This is a genomic window from Pinisolibacter aquiterrae (assembly GCF_019160155.1).
Lineage (GTDB): Bacteria > Pseudomonadota > Alphaproteobacteria > Rhizobiales > Ancalomicrobiaceae > Pinisolibacter > Pinisolibacter aquiterrae.
This window is the reverse complement of record NZ_JAFNIH010000018.1, coordinates 80,081-97,746: the sequence shown is the minus strand read 5'-3', so window position 1 is coordinate 97,746 and position 17,666 is coordinate 80,081. Positions and strand designations below refer to the sequence as shown.

17 protein-coding genes are annotated in these 17,666 nt (G+C 68.3%); 7 read left to right on the top strand and 10 right to left on the bottom strand.

Annotation, left to right across the window (positions count from 1 at the left end):
* Nucleotides 1-53: 53 nt before the first annotated feature.
* On the bottom strand, nt 54-716 hold the full coding sequence (locus tag J3S89_RS03550; protein WP_217926094.1) for a uracil-DNA glycosylase family protein: 663 nt from the start codon (nt 714-716) through the stop codon (nt 54-56).
* Between the two features lie 22 nt (nt 717-738).
* Nucleotides 739-1,290 (bottom strand): thermonuclease family protein, encoded by a 552-nt coding sequence (locus J3S89_RS03545; RefSeq protein WP_217926093.1) that lies wholly within the window; start codon nt 1,288-1,290, stop codon nt 739-741.
* Nucleotides 1,291-1,404: 114 nt separating this feature from the next.
* On the opposite strand from J3S89_RS03545, the gene J3S89_RS23470 reads away from it, so the two are divergent.
* The gene (locus J3S89_RS23470; protein ID WP_338019776.1) at nt 1,405-2,955 is read left to right on the top strand and encodes a sensor histidine kinase; all 1,551 of its coding nucleotides are present in this window, start codon (nt 1,405-1,407) and stop codon (nt 2,953-2,955) included.
* Nucleotides 2,956-3,297: 342 nt separating this feature from the next.
* On the opposite strand, the gene cobT is transcribed toward J3S89_RS23470, so the two are convergent.
* Nucleotides 3,298-4,311, bottom strand: coding sequence for a nicotinate-nucleotide--dimethylbenzimidazole phosphoribosyltransferase (gene cobT / locus J3S89_RS03535; RefSeq protein WP_217926092.1), 1,014 nt, complete (start codon nt 4,309-4,311; stop codon nt 3,298-3,300).
* A gap of 135 nt (nt 4,312-4,446) precedes the next feature.
* Between cobT and cobS the strand changes: the two genes are divergently transcribed.
* Nucleotides 4,447-5,256, top strand: coding sequence for an adenosylcobinamide-GDP ribazoletransferase (cobS, locus tag J3S89_RS03530; RefSeq protein WP_230488934.1), 810 nt, complete (start codon nt 4,447-4,449; stop codon nt 5,254-5,256).
* Nucleotides 5,257-5,327: 71 nt separating this feature from the next.
* Nucleotides 5,328-5,564 (top strand): DUF1289 domain-containing protein, encoded by a 237-nt coding sequence (locus J3S89_RS03525; RefSeq protein WP_217926091.1) that lies wholly within the window; start codon nt 5,328-5,330, stop codon nt 5,562-5,564.
* Between the two features lie 9 nt (nt 5,565-5,573).
* On the opposite strand, the gene dusA is transcribed toward J3S89_RS03525, so the two are convergent.
* On the bottom strand, nt 5,574-6,590 hold the full coding sequence (dusA, locus tag J3S89_RS03520; RefSeq protein ID WP_338019775.1) for a tRNA dihydrouridine(20/20a) synthase DusA: 1,017 nt from the start codon (nt 6,588-6,590) through the stop codon (nt 5,574-5,576).
* Between the two features lie 149 nt (nt 6,591-6,739).
* Here dusA and mobA point away from each other — a divergent pair, with 149 nt between their 5' ends.
* From mobA to J3S89_RS03505, 3 genes are all read left to right on the top strand, one after another.
* On the top strand, nt 6,740-7,363 hold the full coding sequence (gene mobA, locus J3S89_RS03515; protein WP_217926090.1) for a molybdenum cofactor guanylyltransferase MobA: 624 nt from the start codon (nt 6,740-6,742) through the stop codon (nt 7,361-7,363).
* A gap of 165 nt (nt 7,364-7,528) precedes the next feature.
* Complete coding sequence (locus J3S89_RS03510; RefSeq protein WP_217926089.1) at nt 7,529-8,626, top strand: TRAP transporter substrate-binding protein; 1,098 nt, start codon at nt 7,529-7,531, stop codon at nt 8,624-8,626.
* A 302-nt stretch (nt 8,627-8,928) separates the two neighbouring features.
* Nucleotides 8,929-10,023, top strand: coding sequence for a TRAP transporter substrate-binding protein (locus J3S89_RS03505; RefSeq protein ID WP_217926088.1), 1,095 nt, complete (start codon nt 8,929-8,931; stop codon nt 10,021-10,023).
* 94 nt (nt 10,024-10,117) lie between these two features.
* Here J3S89_RS03505 and J3S89_RS03500 read toward each other — a convergent pair whose 3' ends face one another.
* The 5 genes from J3S89_RS03500 to moaA all read right to left on the bottom strand — a co-directional run bounded on the left by J3S89_RS03500 (nt 10,118) and on the right by moaA (nt 16,321).
* On the bottom strand, nt 10,118-12,121 hold the full coding sequence (locus tag J3S89_RS03500) for a TRAP transporter large permease (protein WP_217926087.1): 2,004 nt from the start codon (nt 12,119-12,121) through the stop codon (nt 10,118-10,120).
* Between the two features lie 67 nt (nt 12,122-12,188).
* The gene (locus J3S89_RS03495; protein ID WP_230488933.1) at nt 12,189-12,881 is read right to left on the bottom strand and encodes a TRAP transporter small permease subunit; all 693 of its coding nucleotides are present in this window, start codon (nt 12,879-12,881) and stop codon (nt 12,189-12,191) included.
* A gap of 199 nt (nt 12,882-13,080) precedes the next feature.
* Nucleotides 13,081-14,148 (bottom strand): DUF475 domain-containing protein, encoded by a 1,068-nt coding sequence (locus tag J3S89_RS03490; protein ID WP_217926086.1) that lies wholly within the window; start codon nt 14,146-14,148, stop codon nt 13,081-13,083.
* A gap of 83 nt (nt 14,149-14,231) precedes the next feature.
* The gene (locus tag J3S89_RS03485; RefSeq protein WP_217926085.1) at nt 14,232-15,152 is read right to left on the bottom strand and encodes a DMT family transporter; all 921 of its coding nucleotides are present in this window, start codon (nt 15,150-15,152) and stop codon (nt 14,232-14,234) included.
* A 125-nt stretch (nt 15,153-15,277) separates the two neighbouring features.
* Entirely contained in the window at nt 15,278-16,321 is a 1,044-nt protein-coding gene (moaA, locus tag J3S89_RS03480) for a GTP 3',8-cyclase MoaA (protein ID WP_217926084.1), read from the bottom strand.
* Nucleotides 16,322-16,449: 128 nt separating this feature from the next.
* On the opposite strand from moaA, the gene J3S89_RS03475 reads away from it, so the two are divergent.
* Complete coding sequence (locus J3S89_RS03475; RefSeq protein ID WP_217926083.1) at nt 16,450-16,815, top strand: gamma-butyrobetaine hydroxylase family protein; 366 nt, start codon at nt 16,450-16,452, stop codon at nt 16,813-16,815.
* Between the two features lie 97 nt (nt 16,816-16,912).
* Here the strand turns inward: J3S89_RS03475 and J3S89_RS03470 are convergent, their stop codons facing one another.
* Entirely contained in the window at nt 16,913-17,524 is a 612-nt protein-coding gene (locus J3S89_RS03470; RefSeq protein WP_217926082.1) for a L,D-transpeptidase, read from the bottom strand.
* Nucleotides 17,525-17,666 lie beyond the last annotated feature (142 nt).

The following is a 17,666-nucleotide window of genomic DNA, read 5'->3' as shown; positions in this document are numbered from 1 at the left end:
ATTAGACGTGATCTTTTTTGCCATTCCGGTCAATCGACCGAGGAAAATAAAAATCAATTCCCAATCGAATCCCGTTCGGGAGCATGCGTCAGCGCCGCTGCGACCCGCCGGCGCAGTTCCGGTATCGCCTCCGCCTCGAACCAGGAATGCCGTTTCAGCCACGCCGAATTGCGCCAGGAGGGATGGGGCAGGGGAAACACCGTCGGCCCGCTCGTCCCGGTCGTGATCGCTCGCCAATCGGCGACGGTCTCGGTGAGCGAGGCCGCCGCGCGCGGCCCGAGATGCCACAGCTGCGCCGGCCGCCCCACCGCCAGAACCAGCTCGACCGCCGGCATCGCCGCCATCAGCCGCGCCCGCCACGCCGGCGCGCACTCGCGGCGCGGCGGCAGATCGCCGCCCTTGGCGTCGTGCCCGGGAAAGCAGAACCCCATCGCCAGCACCGCGACTTGCGCGCGGTCGTAGAAGATCGTCTCGTCGATCCCCATCCAGGCGCGGAGCCGGTCGCCCGACGGATCGGTGAAGGGCAGGCCGGAGGCATGGACCCTGACCCCCGGCGCCTGACCGGCGATCAGGATTCGCGCCGTCGCCGAGATCCGCACCACCGGGCGCGGTTCGTGCGGCAACGGTTTGCCCGACGGTGCGTCGCGGCAGATGCGACAGCCGGCGACCTCCGCCTCGAGCGCCACCAGCGACGGCGGCAACGGATCCTGCGTCATGGCGTCTCCTCACCCCTGCGGCTCAGTCGCCGCGCTCGCGACGGCGAAAGTCCTCGGGCGGTTCGAAGTCGCCCGCCCACAGCCCGCGCCGGTGGCGCCGTGCCTCCGCCTCCTCGGCCTCGTGGTCACCATAGGCGAGCGCCCAGCCGTCGCGCACCATCGCCGCGCCGAGATCGGTCGATCCGGCCCGGCAGCGGGCGAGCCCGCGACCATATTTGTCGAGCCGCTCCCAGGCGCAATCGAGCGGCCGTCCGCCGATCAGCGCCTCGAGATGGGCTCTCGCCTCCTCGCCGCAGGCGGTCGCGCGACCGTCGCGCCCACAGGTCTGAGCCAGCTCCGGCGCGTCGATGCCGACCAGTCGCAGCCGCACCCCGGCGATCGTCACGCTGTCGCCGTCGGCGAGCCGGGCGCGGCCGGCGAGGATGCCCCGCGCGGCGGCCGGCACGCCGGAACGCGGACCCGCCGACCAGTCGTTCCAGATGTGCACGGCGAGCCCGACCGCCGCCGCGCCGAGGACATATCCCCAGCGTCGCGCCGGTGTGGGAAAGCGGGGACGGGCGAGCAAGAATTTCACGAGGGCCCCCTCTCGGACTTCGTTAACCGTGATTCTGAGACCTTCGTTAAGCATTCCTCCGTAGCGTCTGGAGGCATCGGAAATCAAATTGACGCAAGGTCAGAGGGAAGGGCCGTGGAGGCGGTTTCGCCGATCCGCACCAACGACGGCAAGACCGCCGGAAACGCCGAGCGCAGCGCGCGTCGGCGCTCGATGACTCGCACCGTGCGCGACGTCCGCGAGCAGCTGGAATCGGGATCCACCATCAAGCCGGCCTTCGACTGGGAACTGATGGTCGAGCACGCTCGGCTGCGCCGCGCCGGCTCGCCCTGGCTCGGCGCGCTGATCGGCGCGATCGCGGTGATCGGCTTCCTGTGGACCGACCGCATCCTGCTCGCCTCCTGGGTGGTGATCGTCCTCATCAGCCACATGACGACGCTGGTCTTCGCCGGCCGCTTCCTGGCGCTCGAGCGTCAGGACGTCGAACTCGGGGCCTGGCGTCGCCGTTTCGCCGCGCTCGACGGTGCCTTCGGCCTGTCGCTGGGGCTTCTGTTCATTCTCCCGGGCAACGGCGGACTCGTCACCGACGTCTTCCAGTTCTCCTCGATGATGATCCTGGTGGCGGTCTGCGCGGTGCTCGCCGCCAACGTGCCCGCCGCCATGTTCGCCGCGACCATGCCGATCACGGTGATCACGGTCTTCGGCTATTTCGCGCGCCCCGACGCCTCCTTCGGGCCGATGCCGTCGCCCTCGGTGATCTTCGCGCTGATGGCGGTGATGACCCAGGCCTTCTTCATCGGCCTCGGCTACCGGCTGTTCCACGCCTCGCTCGCCGAGATCGAGGCGCGCGCCGAGAAGGACGCGCTGATCGTCGAGCTGGAACACGCCAACGCCCTCTCCGACGAGAGCCGGCGCAAGGCGGAGGAGGCCAATTTCGCCAAGTCCCGCTTCCTCGCCACCATGAGCCACGAATTGCGCACGCCGTTGAACGCCATCCTCGGCTTCTCCGAGGTGATCCGCGACGAGATCATGGGGCCGATGGAGAACGAGACCTATCGCGGCTACGTCGCCGACATCCACGACAGCGGCCGCCACCTGCTCGAGCTGATCAACGAGATCCTCGACATCTCCCGCATCGAGGCGGGGCGCTATTCGCTCAACGAGGAATCGGTGACGCTGCCCTACATCGTCGAGGACTGCGCCCACATGATCGGCCTCCGGGCGCGCTCGAAGGGCCTGACCATCGTCGAGCAATACGAGGAGGCCATGCCCAAGATCTGGGCCGACGAGCGCGCCATCCGCCAGATCGTCCTCAACCTGCTCTCCAACGCGGTCAAGTTCACCCCGACCGGCGGCACCATCACCGTGAAGGTCGGCTGGACCGCGGGCGGCGGCCAATACGTGGCGGTCAAGGACACCGGCCCCGGCATCCCCGAGGAGGAGATCCCGATCGTCCTGTCGCGCTTCGGTCAGGGGTCGATCGCCATCAAGTCGGCCGAGCAGGGCACCGGCCTCGGCCTCAACATCGTCCAGGCGCTGATCGGCATGCACGGCGGCACCTTCGACTTGAAGTCGAAGCTGCGCGAGGGCACCGAGGTGACGGTGACGATTCCGCAGTCGCGCGTCCTCGAGGTGATGCCGCGCATCGACGAACGCCCGGTCCGCCGCGCCGGCGCGGGTCGCTGAGCGAAATCGGCGCGAAACGCCGGGGGGCGGGCCCCGTCCTTCTTCCCTCGCGGGGGAAGGTGCCCGAAGGGCGGATGAGGGGGCCCGCGAAGCGGCGATCGACCCATCGTGCGACCCCATCCGACATCCGCCCGCACCTTCGCTCCCGGCGAGCCGAAGGCGAGGGAACGGAGCCCCGAGTGTGGCACTCCGCGAGGCACTCCCTTGGGGGAATGGATCCCCTTCCCCTCCGCTTCGGCCGGGGATGACGGCCGTGCGTCGGCCGTCGTGGGGACGACGGTCGTGAAGACGGCGGCAAGGGTCGCCTGCCGCCGCTCCGGGAACCGCCGTGAGCCCCGGGGCTCACTCCTTGTTCGAGACGCCCGCTTCCGCGAAGGTCGCCATGCCCGCGTGGCAGGCGGCGGCGGCGCGCACGATCGAGGCGGCGATCGCCGCGCCGGTGCCCTCGCCGAGACGCATGCCGAGATCGAGGAGCGCGGTCTTGCCCATCGCCTTCAGCGCCTTGCCGTGCGCCGGTTCGGCCGAGACGTGGGCGAAGAGGCAATGGTCGATCGCGCGCGGGTTCATCGCGTGGACCAGCGCCGCCGCCGCGGTGGTGACGAAACCGTCGACCACCACCGGCACCTTCTGATGACGCGCGGCGATGATCGCGCCGACCATCGCCGCGATCTCGCGGCCGCCGAGCCGGCGCAGGATCTCGAACGGATCCATCTCGCCGCCGATGCGCAGCACCGCCTGTTCCACCACCGCCGCCTTGTTGGCGAGCGCCGCGCCCTGGACGCCGGTGCCGGGGCCGACCCATTCGGCGGCGGTGCCGCCGTAGAGCGCCAGATAGATCGCCGAGGCGACCGCCGTGTTGCCGATGCCCATCTCGCCGAGGCACAGGAGATCGACGCCGCCGGCGAGTGATTCCATGCCGAAGGCCATGGTCGCGGCGCAGCCCTGGGCGTCGAAGGCGTCTTCTTCCGAGATGTCCGGGGTCGGCAGATCGAGCGCCAGCTCGAACACCTTGAGGCCGATGTCGCTCACCATGCAGATCTGATTGATCGCCGCCCCACCATTGGCGTAGTTGGCGACCATCTGTTTGGTGACTTCCGAGGGGAAGGCCGAGACGCCCTTGGCGGTGATGCCGTGATTGGCGGCGAAGACCGCGACCAGCGGCTTCTCCACCTTGGGCGGAATCTGCCCGGTCGCGGTCGCGAGCCATTCGGCGATGTCCTCGAGCCGGCCGAGCGAGCCCGGGATCTTGGTCAGTTGCGCGTCGCGGGCGCGATAGGCCTCGACCGCCGCCGTCTCCGGATCCGGCAGGAGATTGACGAGATCGCGGAAGTCGTCGAAGGGAGAAGGCGCGGTCATGGCAGATCCTCGTGAGGCTGAAGGGCTCTCGTGCGGGCCGTCTATACCTCGGGCGCTCGCGCGGCAAGCCGAAGCGGAGTCCGAAACGAAGGCGGGGAGCGGACGTCGGCGTCCGCGATCGTGGGGGAGGAAGTCGTGAGCGAACCGTCGACCCGACCCGTGACGTTTCTCGCCGGCCTCCTGGCGGAGACCGCGGCGATGGTGCGCTTCTGGTCGCGCCTGCCGCTGCCGCGTCTCGGCCCCGCCGACGATCTCGCCGAACCGCCGCCCTTCGCCCGCGCTCTGCGCATGCTGCCGCTCGCCGCGCTGATCGTCGTCGCGCCGGTGGCGATGATCGCGGCTCTCCTCGATCACACCGATCTCTCCGCCCTGGTGGTCGCCACCGTCACGGTGGTCGCCGCCACCCTGATCACCGGCGCCTTCCACGAAGACGGCCTCGCCGACGTCGCCGACGCCTTCGCCGGCGGGCGCACCGCCGAGCGCCGGCTGGCGATCATGAAGGACAGCCGCATCGGTGCCTTCGGTGGGGTCGCGCTCGCCGCACAGTTCGTTCTGCGCGTCGCGCTGATCGCCGATCTCCTGGAGCGCTTCGGCGGTTGGGCGGCGCTGCTCCTCGTCGCCGTCGCGCCGCTCGCCCGGGTCGCGCCGCTCGCGCTGATGGTGCTGTTGCCGCCGGCCCGCTCCGACGGTCTGGCGAAGTCCGTCGGCCGGCCGGAGACCATGGCGCTCGCCGTCGCCTTCGCCGTCGCCGCGGTGATCTTCCTGGCGGTGGTGCCGGCCGTCGTCGGCCCGGCCGAGGCGCTGGCGGCCTTCGGCGTCGCGCTCGGCGCTCTCACCGCGCTCGCCGCTCAGGCCAAGCGCGCGATCGGCGGCGTCACGGGCGACGTCGTCGGCGCCGGCACGCTCCTGTCCGAGATCGGCCTGCTGATCGGCCTCTCGATGTGACCGAGGCCGGGGCGCGGCTTGATCGCGCCGCCCGACCGCCCCATGTTGAGCCGGTCTCGAAGAGGTCGCCGATGCCGTCCGAAGTCCCCCCGATCGCCTCGCCCTGCCGCAAGCAGTGCCAACTCCATCCGATCGAGAAGGTCTGTCACGGCTGTTTCCGGACGATCGACGAGATCGCCAAGTGGACGAAGTTCACCGACGCCCGCCGCGCGAAGATCATCGACGATCTTCCCGCCCGCCGCGCCGCCCATGCCGAGAAGGAGGCCCGCCTGCGCGAGCGCCGCGAGGCGGCCGCGCGCGGCGCCTGAATTCGCCCCTCACGAGGCTGCGCGTTCCGCCACCGGCCGCCGCACCGCGTCGAGCGCCTCGCGCAACACCTCGAGCCCCGCCCCGCTCTCGATCGACTTCACCGTCAGGATCCGCCGCCACGTCCGCGCGCCCGGCCGTCCGGCGAAGAGGCCGAGCATGTGGCGCGTCACCTGCCCGAGCTTGGCGCCCGGCTCGGCGAGATGGGCGGCGACGTAGGGCTCCATCCGCTCGACCACCTCGAACGGATCGGGATCGGCGACCGCCTCGCCGAAGATCCGCCGATCGACCGCCGCCAGCAGCGCCGGCGTGTCGTAGGCCGCCCGCCCCAGCATCACCCCGTCGAGCCGCACGCCGTCGCGCGGGGCGAGCAGCGCCTCGGCCCGATCGAGATCGCCGATGCCGCCGTTGAGGGCGATCGGGAGGGTGGGATGAGCGGCCTTGATCGCGAAGACGAGATCGTAGTCGAGCGGCGGCACCGAGCGGTTCTCCTTCGGCGAAAGCCCCTGGAGCCACGCCTTGCGGGCATGGATCGTCAGCGAGGCGACACCCGCCGCCGCCACCTTCTCGACGAAGCCCGGCAGCATCACGGTGGGCTCGGCGTCGTCGATGCCGATCCGGCACTTGACCGAGACCGGCAGCGAAACCGCGCCGCGCATCGCATCGACGCACTCCGCCACCAGATCCGGCTCGGCCATCAGACAGGCGCCGAAGCGGCCCGACTGGACCCGGTCGGAAGGGCAGCCGCAATTGAGGTCGATCTGGTCGTAGCCGAACCCCTCGACGATCCGCGCGGCTTCCGCCAGCTGACGCGGGTCCGAGCCGCCGAGCTGGCACACCACCGGATGCTCCTCGGGCGAAAACCCGAGCAGCCGATCGCGATCGCCGTGGATCACCGCCGGCGCCGTCACCATCTCGGTGAAGAGCGCGGCGCGGCGCGTGAGGAGACGATGGAAGAACCGGCAATGCCGATCCGTCCAGTCCATCATCGGCGCGACCGAGAAACGCAGGGGCGAGACGGGGCTCACGAGCGGGATGTCTCCGAGAGGCGAAGGGAAGGCCGGTCTTCTACCGCGTCTCGCGGCGGGATGCGACCCTCTACCGGCCCGCGCTTGCCCGCCGGGCCTCGCCGACGCATGATCCGCGCCTCGCTTCGCCCCGCTGCCCGGACCCGCCCATGACGCCTCCCTCACGCTCGCACGAACCGATCGCCGGCGTGATCCTGGCGGGAGGGCAGGGGCGCCGGTTCGGTGGGGTCGACAAGGCCCTGCTCGATCTCGGCGGCCGGCCGCTCCTCGCCCATGTGGTCGACCGCTTCGCGCCACAGGTGGCGCCGCTCTTTCTCTCCGCCAACGGCGACCCCGGGCGGTTCGCTCCTTTCGGGGTCGAGGTCGTCGCCGATCCCTTCGCCGAACCGGCCGGCCCGCTCGCCGGGGTCGCCGCCGCCGGCTTGCGCCTGCGCGAGATCCGGCCCGAGATCGACCTCCTCGCCACCGTCGCGGTCGATACGCCGCACCTGCCGACGGATCTCGTCGCGCGCCTCGCCGCGGCTCTGGCGGCGGCTCCCGACGCCCGCGTCGCGATCGCCGCCTCGCAGGGCCGCAGCCATCCGGTGGCGGCGCTCCACCGTCTCGACGGGCTCGACGACCTCGTCGCCGGGCTCGCCGACGGCTCGATCCGCCGCGTGATGCGCTGGGTCGAGGCGCGCGGCCTCGTCACCGTGTCGTTCGAGAGCGAATGTGGTGACCCGTTCCTCAATCTCAATCGGCCGGAAGATCTGGCGGCGCTTGATCGATCGTGATCTCGAGCCGGAAAACCTCGCCGAACGGAGCATTCGCGAACGCCTCGCGACCTCTTGTCAGACGCGGCGGGATCTAGTCTAACCGTGGAACGCGCCGTGGACCGGGAGGTGCGCCGAAGACGCATGGTCCGCGGAGAACGTAGGGTATCGAGGAGACACGCACCCATGAAGCGCCGTCAGTTTCTCAAGAACGCGAGCGTCGGCACCGTCGCGGCCGCCGCGACCACCACGCTCGCCGCGCCGGCGATCGCTCAGTCCGCGCCCAAGATCAATTGGCGCATGACGTCGAGCTTCCCCAAGTCGCTGGACACGATCTACGGCGGCGCCGAAGTGCTCGCCAAGGCCGTTTCCGAAGCCACCGACGGCAATTTCCAGATCCAGGTCTTCGCGGCCGGCGAACTGGTCCCGGGCCTGCAGGCCGCGGACGCCGTGACCAACGGCACGCTCGAGATGTGCCACACCTGCTCCTACTATTACGTCGGCAAGGACCCGTCCTTCTGCTGGGGCACGGCGGCGCCCTTCGGCCTCAACGGCCGTCAGCTCAACGCCTGGTTCTACCATGGCGGCGGCAACGAGCTCTTGAACGAGTTCTACGCCAAGTACAACTTCATCGGTCTTCCCGGCGGCAACACCGGCACCCAGATGGGCGGCTGGTTCCGTAAGGAGATCAAGTCGGTCGCCGACATCGCCGGCCTGAAGATGCGCATGGGCGGCATCGCCGGCCGCGTCCTCGCCAAGCTCGGCGCGGTGCCGCAGATGATCGCCGGCGGCGACATCTATCCGGCGCTGGAGAAGGGCACCATCGACGGCGCCGAGTGGGTCGGTCCCTACGACGACGAGAAGCTCGGCTTCTACAAGGTCGCCCCGCACTACTACTATCCCGGTTGGTGGGAAGGCGGCGCGGCGATCCACTTCTTCATCAACAAGGAGAAGTGGGCTTCGCTGCCGAAGACCTATCAGTCGATCCTCACCTCGGCCGCGGCCATGGCCAACGTCGACATGCAGGCCAAGTACGACGCCAAGAACCCGGGCGCCCTCAAGCGTCTGGTGCAGAACGGCGCCCAGCTCCATCCCTTCCCGGCGGAAGTCATGGACGCCTGCTACAAGGCCGCCAACGAGCTCTATGCCGAGATCGGCAAGGAGAACGAGTGGTTCAAGAAGCTCCATGATTCGGTCATTGCCTTCCGCAACGACGAATATCTGTGGTGGCAGATCGCCGAATTCGGCTACGACGCCTTCATGATCCGCGCCCGTCGCGGCTGATCGCATCGCGCGACGTTCCATCGAAAGGCCCGGCGGTCCTCCGCCGGGCCTTTTTCGTCGTTCCGTCCCGTCCATCACCCCGATCGAAGCCGGGGGAAGGGCGCCTCCCGCCGTATTTTGAGGATTGCGTTCAACGCATATCTGCTAGTCTATTGGGGTGGGCATCGATCGGCCGAGTGGCCGGACGCTCCGGTTCCCCGTCGGGGAACCCAATCAGAAGCCGTGGCGACACGGCCGATCCCCTGACGACGCGCCGGAAGAGAAGCGCGCCGAACAACCGTTCTCTGGGAGGAGACGATATCATGCAACGTCGCAAGTTCCTGAAGGCCGCGTCGATGGGCGCCGGCGTCGCCGCCGCCTCGACCCTCGCCGCCCCGGCGATCGCTCAGACCGCTCCCAAAGTGTTGTGGCGCCTGACCTCGAGCTTCCCCAAGTCGCTCGACACGATCTACGGCGCCGCCGAGGTGCTGGCCAAGGCGGTCTCCGAGGCGACCGACGGCAATTTCCAGATCCAGGTCTTCGCCGGCGGCGAACTGGTCCCGGGCCTTCAGGCCGCCGACGCCGTCACCTCCGGCACGGTCGAGATGTGTCACACCGCGCCCTATTACTACGTCGGCAAGGATCCGACCTTCGCCTTCGGCACGGCGGTGCCCTTCGGCTTGAACTCTCGCCAGGAGAACGCGTGGTTCTATCATGGCGGCGGCATGGACCTGCTCAACGAGTTCTTCGCCAAATACAACATCTACAGCCTGCCCGGCGGCAACACGGGCACCCAGATGGGCGGCTGGTTCCGCAAGGAGATCAAGTCGGTCGCGGACCTGTCGGGGCTGAAGATGCGCATCGGCGGCCTCGCCGGCCGCGTGCTCGCCAAGCTCGGCGCCGTGCCCCAGCAGATCGCCGGCGGCGACATCTATCCCTCGCTCGAGAAGGGCACCATCGACGCCGCCGAATGGGTCGGCCCCTACGACGACGAGAAGCTCGGCTTCTACAAGGTCGCGCCGCACTACTATTATCCCGGCTGGTGGGAGGGCGGCGCCTCGCTGCACTTCTTCATCAACAAGGCCAAATGGGCGGAGCTGCCGAAGTCCTATCAGGCGATCGTCACCTCGGCGGCGGCCATGGCCAACGGCGACATGCAGGCCAAATACGACGCCCGCAACCCGGCCGCCCTGAAGCGTCTGGTCCAGAGCGGCGCCCAGCTCCATCCCTTCCCGACCGACGTGATGGACGCGGCGCAGAAGGCCTCCAACGAGCTCTACGCCGAGATCTCCAAGGACAACGAGTCCTTCAAGAAGATGCACGACGCCGTCATGGCCTTCCGCAACGACGAATATCTGTGGTGGCAGATCGCCGAATTCACCTACGACGCCTTCATGATCCGCGCCCGTCGCGGCTGAGGCCGCGTCCGCCACGCGGAGTGGACGTCTCGAAAGAAGAAGCCCCGGCGAGCGATCGCCGGGGCTTCGTCGTTCGGGGAGGAGCGCGCCCCGATCAGAACTTCGGCGGGGCGCCGAGGTCGAGCCCGGGGATCTCGATCGAGGGAATGTTGTCGAGCTGCTCCAGCGCCTTCTTCTGGTCGGCGAGGTTCGGCTTCTCCCGTTCCGAGACCACCAGACCGGGCGTCGTCATCACCAGCGTCACCATGATCAGCTGGATGATCACGAAGGGCACCGCGCCCCAGTAGATCTGGGTGGTCTTGACCGGCTCCATCGTCTTGCCGGTGATCTTGTCGATATACGGGCTGCGCGGCGCCACCGAGCGCAGGAAGAACAGCGCGAAGCCGAACGGCGGATGCATGAACGACGTCTGCATGTTGACGCCGAGCATGACGCCGAACCAGACGATCATCGTCTTGGCGATGTCCTCCGGCGTGGTCAGCCCGTACTGCGCCGCGATCATCAGCGCGGTCGGATCGGTGGTGAAGATCTTCTCCGCGGCGGGTTTCAACAGCGGAATGATGATGAAGGCCAGCTCGAAGAAGTCGAGGAAGAAGGCCAGGAGGAATACCGCGATGTTGACGACGATCAGGAAGCCGTAGAGGCCGCCCGGCAGCGACGACAGCATCTCCTCGACCCAGACGTGACCGTTGACGCCGTAGAAGGTCAGCGAGAACACGCGCGCGCCGATCAGGATGAAGACGACGAAGGCGGAGAGCTTGGCGGTGGATTCGGTCGCCTGGCGGACGATCTGGAAGTTGAAGCGGGTCGGATCCTTGTCGATCCACCGCTTCAGCGCCGCCAGCAGCATGGCGCCCGACGCGCCCATGGCGCCGCCTTCGGTCGGCGTGGCGACGCCGATGAAGATCGTGCCGAGCACCAGGAAGATCAGCGCCAGCGGCGGCACCATCACGAAGGTGGTCTGTTGGGCGATCTTCGACAGGAAGCGGAAGCCCAGATAGCGATTGCAGAGCCAGTTGACGACCGCGATCACGAAGGAGAAGGCCACCGCCACCGACATCGACAGGATGACGAAGTCGGCGCCACCCTTGGTCTCGGTCCGGGAGATGGTCCATACCCCGAGGATGCCGGAGACGATTACCAGGAGGGTGAGCGAGAGGATGCCGCGGCTCTCGTCACCCCCGGCCAGAACGCGGATCAACTTGATCACGAACAGCAGGAGAAGGACGACGATCACCAGCAACACGACGGCGCCGAGCGTGTCGCCGACGTTGCCGGACGAGAAGCCGGCGAGGATCGTGTCCTTGAGCCCCATGCCGAAGCCGACGGCGGCGGCGCCGAGACCGGCGAGGATCAGACCGGCGTTGGTGCGCGCCAGGATCGAGGCGGCCTTGGGGTCGGTTTCGCGGAAGCCGATCGCCTCGGTCGGCAGGCCCGGCACCGCCTTCGGGAAGAAGATCGTCACCAGGAAGACGTAGCCGGCATAGAGGCCGGCGAGCACCAATCCGGGGACGAAGGCGCCCTCGTACATCGAGCCGACGTCGGCGCCGAGCTGATCGGCCATGACGATCAGCACCAGCGAGGGCGGGATGATCTGCGCGAGCGTGCCCGAGGCCGCGATGACGCCGGTCGCCACCCGCCGATCGTAGCCGTAGCGCAGCATGATCGGCAGCGAGATCAGGCCCATCGAGATGACCGAGGCCGCGACCACGCCGGTGGTGGCGGCGAGCAGCGCGCCGACGAAGATCACCGCATAGGCGAGACCGCCACGGATCGTGCCGAACAACTGGCCGATGGTGTCGAGGAGGTCCTCGGCCATGCCGGAACGCTCGAGCACCAAGCCCATGAAGGTGAAGAAGGGAATCGCCAAGAGGACGTCGTTGTTCATGACGCCGTAGATGCGTTCCGGCAGCGTCTGCAACAGTACCCAGTCGAGATGGATCGTGCCGTGCGACACCGGCGCCAGCTCGACGCCGACGATGAAGTAGAACAGTCCGCATCCCGCCAGCGCGAAGGCGACCGGGTAGCCGAGCAGGAGGAACACCACCAGCGAGGCGAACATGATCGGGGCGATGTTGTGGGCGATGAACTCGGCCATGTGTCTCGTCCAATCGAAGGAAGGTCGGAAAAACCGCGTCGAGCCCGTCGGGTCGGCGGCGAGGGGGTCAGCGGGTTCCGGCGGCCTTGTCGGCGGCGAGCTTCTCGGCTTCGGCGAGCAGACGCGCGGCTTCGGCTTCCGCCGCCGCGTGGTGGCCGCCGACCGCATGAACGTCCTCGATGAGGCCGCGCATGATCGCGATCCGCTTGATCAACTCGGAGATCGCCTGGACGAGAAGGACCGCGAAACCGAGAACGATCAGGAATTTGGCCGGCCATTGCGGCAGTCCGCCGGCGTTGGACGACTGTTCGCCGAGCGCGAAGATCTGCCCCAGCGTCGTGACCGGCGACTGGTGGAAGGCATTGCCGAGGACGTCGCCGACCGAGGCGGCGTCGGGCAGCGAGCGCATCAGGAAGGGCAGGCCGGTGTAGAGGAATACCGCGACCATCGGCAGGAGGAAGAAGACGTGACCGATCATCTCGATCATGTTGCGCGTCTTCTTCGACAGGTTGGAATTCACGATGTCGATGCGGATGTGCTCGTTGGCCTGCAGCGTCCACGAGGCGCACAGCAGGAAGACGGCGCCGAACAGCACCCATTGCAGCTCGAGCCAAGTGTTCGACGAGGCGTCGAACACCTTGCGGATCACCGCGTTGATCGTCGAGATCAACACCGCCAGGACGATCAGCCACGCGGCCACGCGGCCGAGCCATGTGGTCGATCGGTCGATGGCGCGCGAAAAGGCGATGAATGCGTTCAAGCAGACGTCCTCCCTCGTCTCGGAGGCGGAGAAGTGCCGAAATTCATCGGCTTTTTCGACCGCTTCCGATGTCTGAACATCGTCACCTATAGCAAGGCGCGACGGGGAGTCCTAGCCGTCCGAGGGAGCGCGCGCGACATTTTAGACGCCGTCCGGCGCGCGTGTCGTTTTACGGTTCACGTTGCGGCAAGGGAGGGGGTCAATCGCCGTCCAGAGATGCCGACCGTCGATTGTAGAGGATCGACGACCACAAGGAGAGGCCGATCAGGGCGGCGCCGCCGAGGCCGGTGACCACTTCCGGAATCGGCACGAGAGTCTGGACGAACATGATCACCGCGAGGACGAAGACCGAATAGAAGGCGCCGTGCTCGAGGTAGCGATAGGAGGTGAGCGTGCCGCGCTCCACCAGCATGATCGTCATGGAGCGGACGTACATGGCGCCGATCCCCAGACCGATGGCGATGACGATCAGATCGTGGGTGAGCGCGAAGGCGCCGATCACGCCGTCGAAGGAGAAGCTCGCGTCGAGCACCTCGAGGTAGAGGAAGGCGCCGACGCCGCCCTTGGCGGTCTCGCGCAGCGTGCGCTGCGCCGCGTCGAGGACGCCGCCGATCACCTCCACCGCCAGGAAGGTGAGGAGCCCGTAGAGCCCGGCGAAGACGAAGGTGACCGACGCCTCGCCGCCGATGAGGTTGGAGAACAGCAACAGGAAGCCGATCGCCACCGCGACCTGGATGCCCTCGACCGTCGCGAAGCGCGCCATGTTCTTCTCGAGGACGAAGATCCAATGGACGTCCTTCTCCTGGTCGAAGAAATAGGTGAGGCCGACCATCATCAGGAAGGTGCCGCCGAAGGCGGCGATGGGCAGATGCGCCTCGTGCATGATGCGGGCGTATTCCGCCGGCCGGGTGGTCGCCAGATGCAGCGCCTCGGCCGGCCCGATCCGCGCCGCGATCGCGACGATCATCAGCGGGAACACGATGCGCATGCCGAAGACGGCGACGACGATGCCCCAGGTCAGGAAGCGTCGCTGCCAGATCGGCGCCATCTCCTTGAGCTTGTTGGCATTGACGATCGCGTTGTCGAACGAGAGCGAGATCTCGAGGATCGCCAGCACGGCGCAGATGAAGAAGAGCTTGCCCGCGCCCGACGCGCCGCCGCTCACGCCCCAGCCGTAGATCGCCGCGATCAGGAGCCCCACGACGGTGACCCCGAACGCTCCCCGGAAATAGTGGAGCGTCGGGCGGCGGGGAAGCGGATCGGACATGCGTGGCGGCCTCTGTGTCGCGGTCTCCGAGTGGAGGGGAGACGACGTTCGGTCCCGTCTTGTCGGATGGCGGGACGGTCCCGTCAAGCGCGTGGTTCGTCCCGAGCCCCGCGCGAGACGCGCTTCAGCCGCTCGCGGTGGAAGGTGTAGAGCCCGGTCGCCACCACGATCGCGGCGCCGATCAGCGTCGGTCCGTCCGGCGTGTCGCCGAAGAGCACGATGCCCCAGAGGAACGCCCACACCAGCAGCGTGTAGCGATAGGGCGCGATCGCCGAGGTCTCGGCCATCTGCGTCGCCTTGATCAGGCAGACGTAGCCGGTCAGGAGCGCCACCGAGGTCGCCATCAGCAGCACCGTCTGCGCCACGTTCGGCATCACCCAGACCGGAACCGTCGAGACCATCCCCTCGAAGGGCTGGAGCGCCAGCCCGAGCAGCGTCACCGTCACCGCCGTCGCCAGCGTCACCAGCGAGGTCGGCAGGCGCGTGCCGAGCCGCGCGGTGGAGACGTCGCGCGCCACCACGAAGCCGACCGACACCAGCACCCAGATCGAATTGGGCTCGAACCCGGCGACACCCGGCCGGACGATGATCATCACCCCGACGAAGCCGACCGCGATCGCGACCCACCGGCGCGGCCCCACCTTCTCGCCGAGGAACAGCGCCGCCGCCGCCGTCATCGCCAGCGGCGTCGCCTGAAACACCGCCGAGACGTTGGGCAGCGCCACATGGACCAGTGCCATCAGATAGAAGAGCGTCGCGCCGATCTCTCCGACGAGACGCAGCGCCACCGTCGGGGTGGCGAGATCCCGCGCTCGCCGCCACGACCCGTCGGCGGCGACGACCGCCGCCACCGCCAGCGAGGCGAACAGACCGCGCATGAAGATCGTCTCGCCGAGCGGCAGCTGCTGGGTCGCGAGCTTGGTCAACGCGTCGGAGAGATTGAACGCCGCCATGGCGATCGCCATCGCCAGAATGCCGCGACGATTGTCCCGAAGGTCGGTCATGGGGCCTCGAATCGGCGAATGACGGAAAGGAAGGGGGTAGGCGATACCACCCATAGCCTTTCGTCGAGTGCCCCGCCACCGGCTTCGTCGCGACCCGGCCCCGCGTTCGCGGCGGCCGTCGCGGTTCAGCCGCCGGTCGTGTTCATGTGCCGGTGCAACACGCCGTCACCGACCGTGCGGTCGATCACGAAATCGTGTCCCTTGGGCTTGCGCGCCACCGCCTCGCGGATCGCCGTCTCGATCGCTCCGTCGCTCTCGGGCTTCTCGCGCAGCACCTTGCGCAGGTCGGTGCTGTCGTCCTGGCCGAGACACATGTAGAGCGTGCCGGTGCAGGTCAGGCGGACGCGATTGCAGCTCTCGCAGAAGTTGTGGGTCATGGGCGTGATGAAGCCGAGCCGCCCGCCGGTCTCCGCCACCCGCACGTACCGCGCCGGCCCGCCCGAGCTGACGTCGAGGTCGGCGAGCGTCCACCGCGTCTCGAGATCGGCGCGCACCTTCGACAGCGGCAGATACTGATCGGCGCGCTCGCCGCCGACCTCGCCGAGCGGCATCGTCTCGATCAGCGTCATCGCCATGCCGCGGCCATGGGCGAAGCGCAGGAGATCGTCGATCTCGCCGTCGTTGAACCCCTTGACCGCCACCGTGTTGATCTTGACGTCGAGCCCGGCCGCCAGCGCCGCGTCGAGACCGGCGAGGACCGGCCCGATCTCGCCCCAGCGGGTGATCTTGCGGAACTTGTCCGCGTCGAGCGTGTCGAGCGAGACGTTGATGCGGCGAATGCCGAGGTCGGCCAGTTCGCGCGCCCGGTGAGCGAGTTGCGACCCGTTGGTGGTCAGCGTCAACTCGTCGAGGGCGCCGCTCTCGAGATGGCGGGCGAGCGAGGCGATCAGCGTCATCACGCCCTTGCGCACCAGCGGCTCGCCGCCGGTCAGGCGAATCTTGCGCGTGCCGAGCCCGACGAAGGCCGAGCACAGCCGGTCGAGTTCCTCGAGGCTGAGCACGTCCCGCTTGGGCAGGAACGTCATGTCCTCCGACATGCAGTAGTGGCAGCGGAAGTCGCAGCGGTCGGTGACCGAGACGCGCAGATAGCGGATGGTGCGCCCGAACGGATCGACCAGAGGCGCCGGTCGTTCGGCTCCGCGTCGCTCCGTCCCGAATAGTGCGGTCATGCTCGTCTCCTCGCCGATCGTCGCCAGGAACCATATGGCGCGACGGCCCCGCGTCAACCGGCACGCTTGTCCCAATCCCCGACAGGGCCTATTGGCGAGGGGAAATTCGCACCAAAGGAGGAAGCGCGATGACCGAGGTGAACGTCTGGCCGACCGAATTGCGGCTGACGAAGGATCGCAGGACCCTGGTCGTCACCTTCGAGACCGGCGAGCGTCTCGAACTCCCGGCCGAATATCTGCGCGTCCGCAGTCCCTCCGCCGAGGTCCAGGGCCACGCCCCCGACCAGCGCAAGACGGTGGCCGGCAAGCGCAACGTCGAGATCCTGTCGATCGAGGAGGTCGGCAACTACGCCGTGAAGCTCTCCTTCGACGATCTCCATTCGACCGGCATCTACACCTGGGACCACCTCGCCGAACTCGGCCGCGACTACGATCGCTCCTGGGCGGCGTATCTCGACGAACTCGCCGCCAAGGGCCTCTCGCGCGATCGCTGAGCCGCACCCGGCCGCGTGACGCCCGGGGGTCGGAAACGAAAGAGGCCGGCGATTCCCTCGCCGGCCTCTTTCCATTTCATGGACGCTCGCGCGTCGATCAGTTGATCACGACCACGCGGGCGCCGACGCGGACGCGCTCGTAGAGGTCGGTCACGTCGTCGTTGGTCATGCGGAAGCAGCCCGACGACACCGCCTGACCGATCGTCCAGGGCTCGTTGGAGCCGTGGATGCGATAGTAGGTCGAGCCGATGTACATGGCGCGGGCGCCGAGCGGGTTCTCCGGACCGCCGGCCATGTAGGCGGGCAGGTGCGGCTGACGGCGGCGCATCTCCGGGGGCGGGGTCCAGCCCGGCCACTCGGCCTTGCGGGTCACGGTGTGCTGACCGGCCCAGGCGAAGCCCGGACGGCCGACGCCGATGCCGTAGCGGAGCGCCTTACCGTTGTCGAGCACGAGATAGAGACGACGCTCGGCGGTCTTCACGACCACGGTGCCGGGCGCGTAGCGGCCGTCGAACGAGACGATTTCGCGCGGAACCGGCGTGAAATTCGGTGCGGAGGACGAATAGTTGCTCGCCCCCGGGCCTTCGACGACGTTGCCGAGCGCGTCGTAACGCGACTGAACCGCCGGATTGTATTCCGCGCCCGCCGGAACGGACAGGGACACGGCCCCGACCACAACGGCAGCCGCCACAAGCATAGACCCGCGCATACCACGCCCTCGTCGATATCGAAATCTCGAATGAATCGGGACCGGGGAGAACGTCGTCCGTCCCGGTCGTCGTGCGTATAATGGCGGATGGCTCCGCGACGGGGCAAGGGCCGGACGGCCACCGGACGGGGGGAACCGTCCG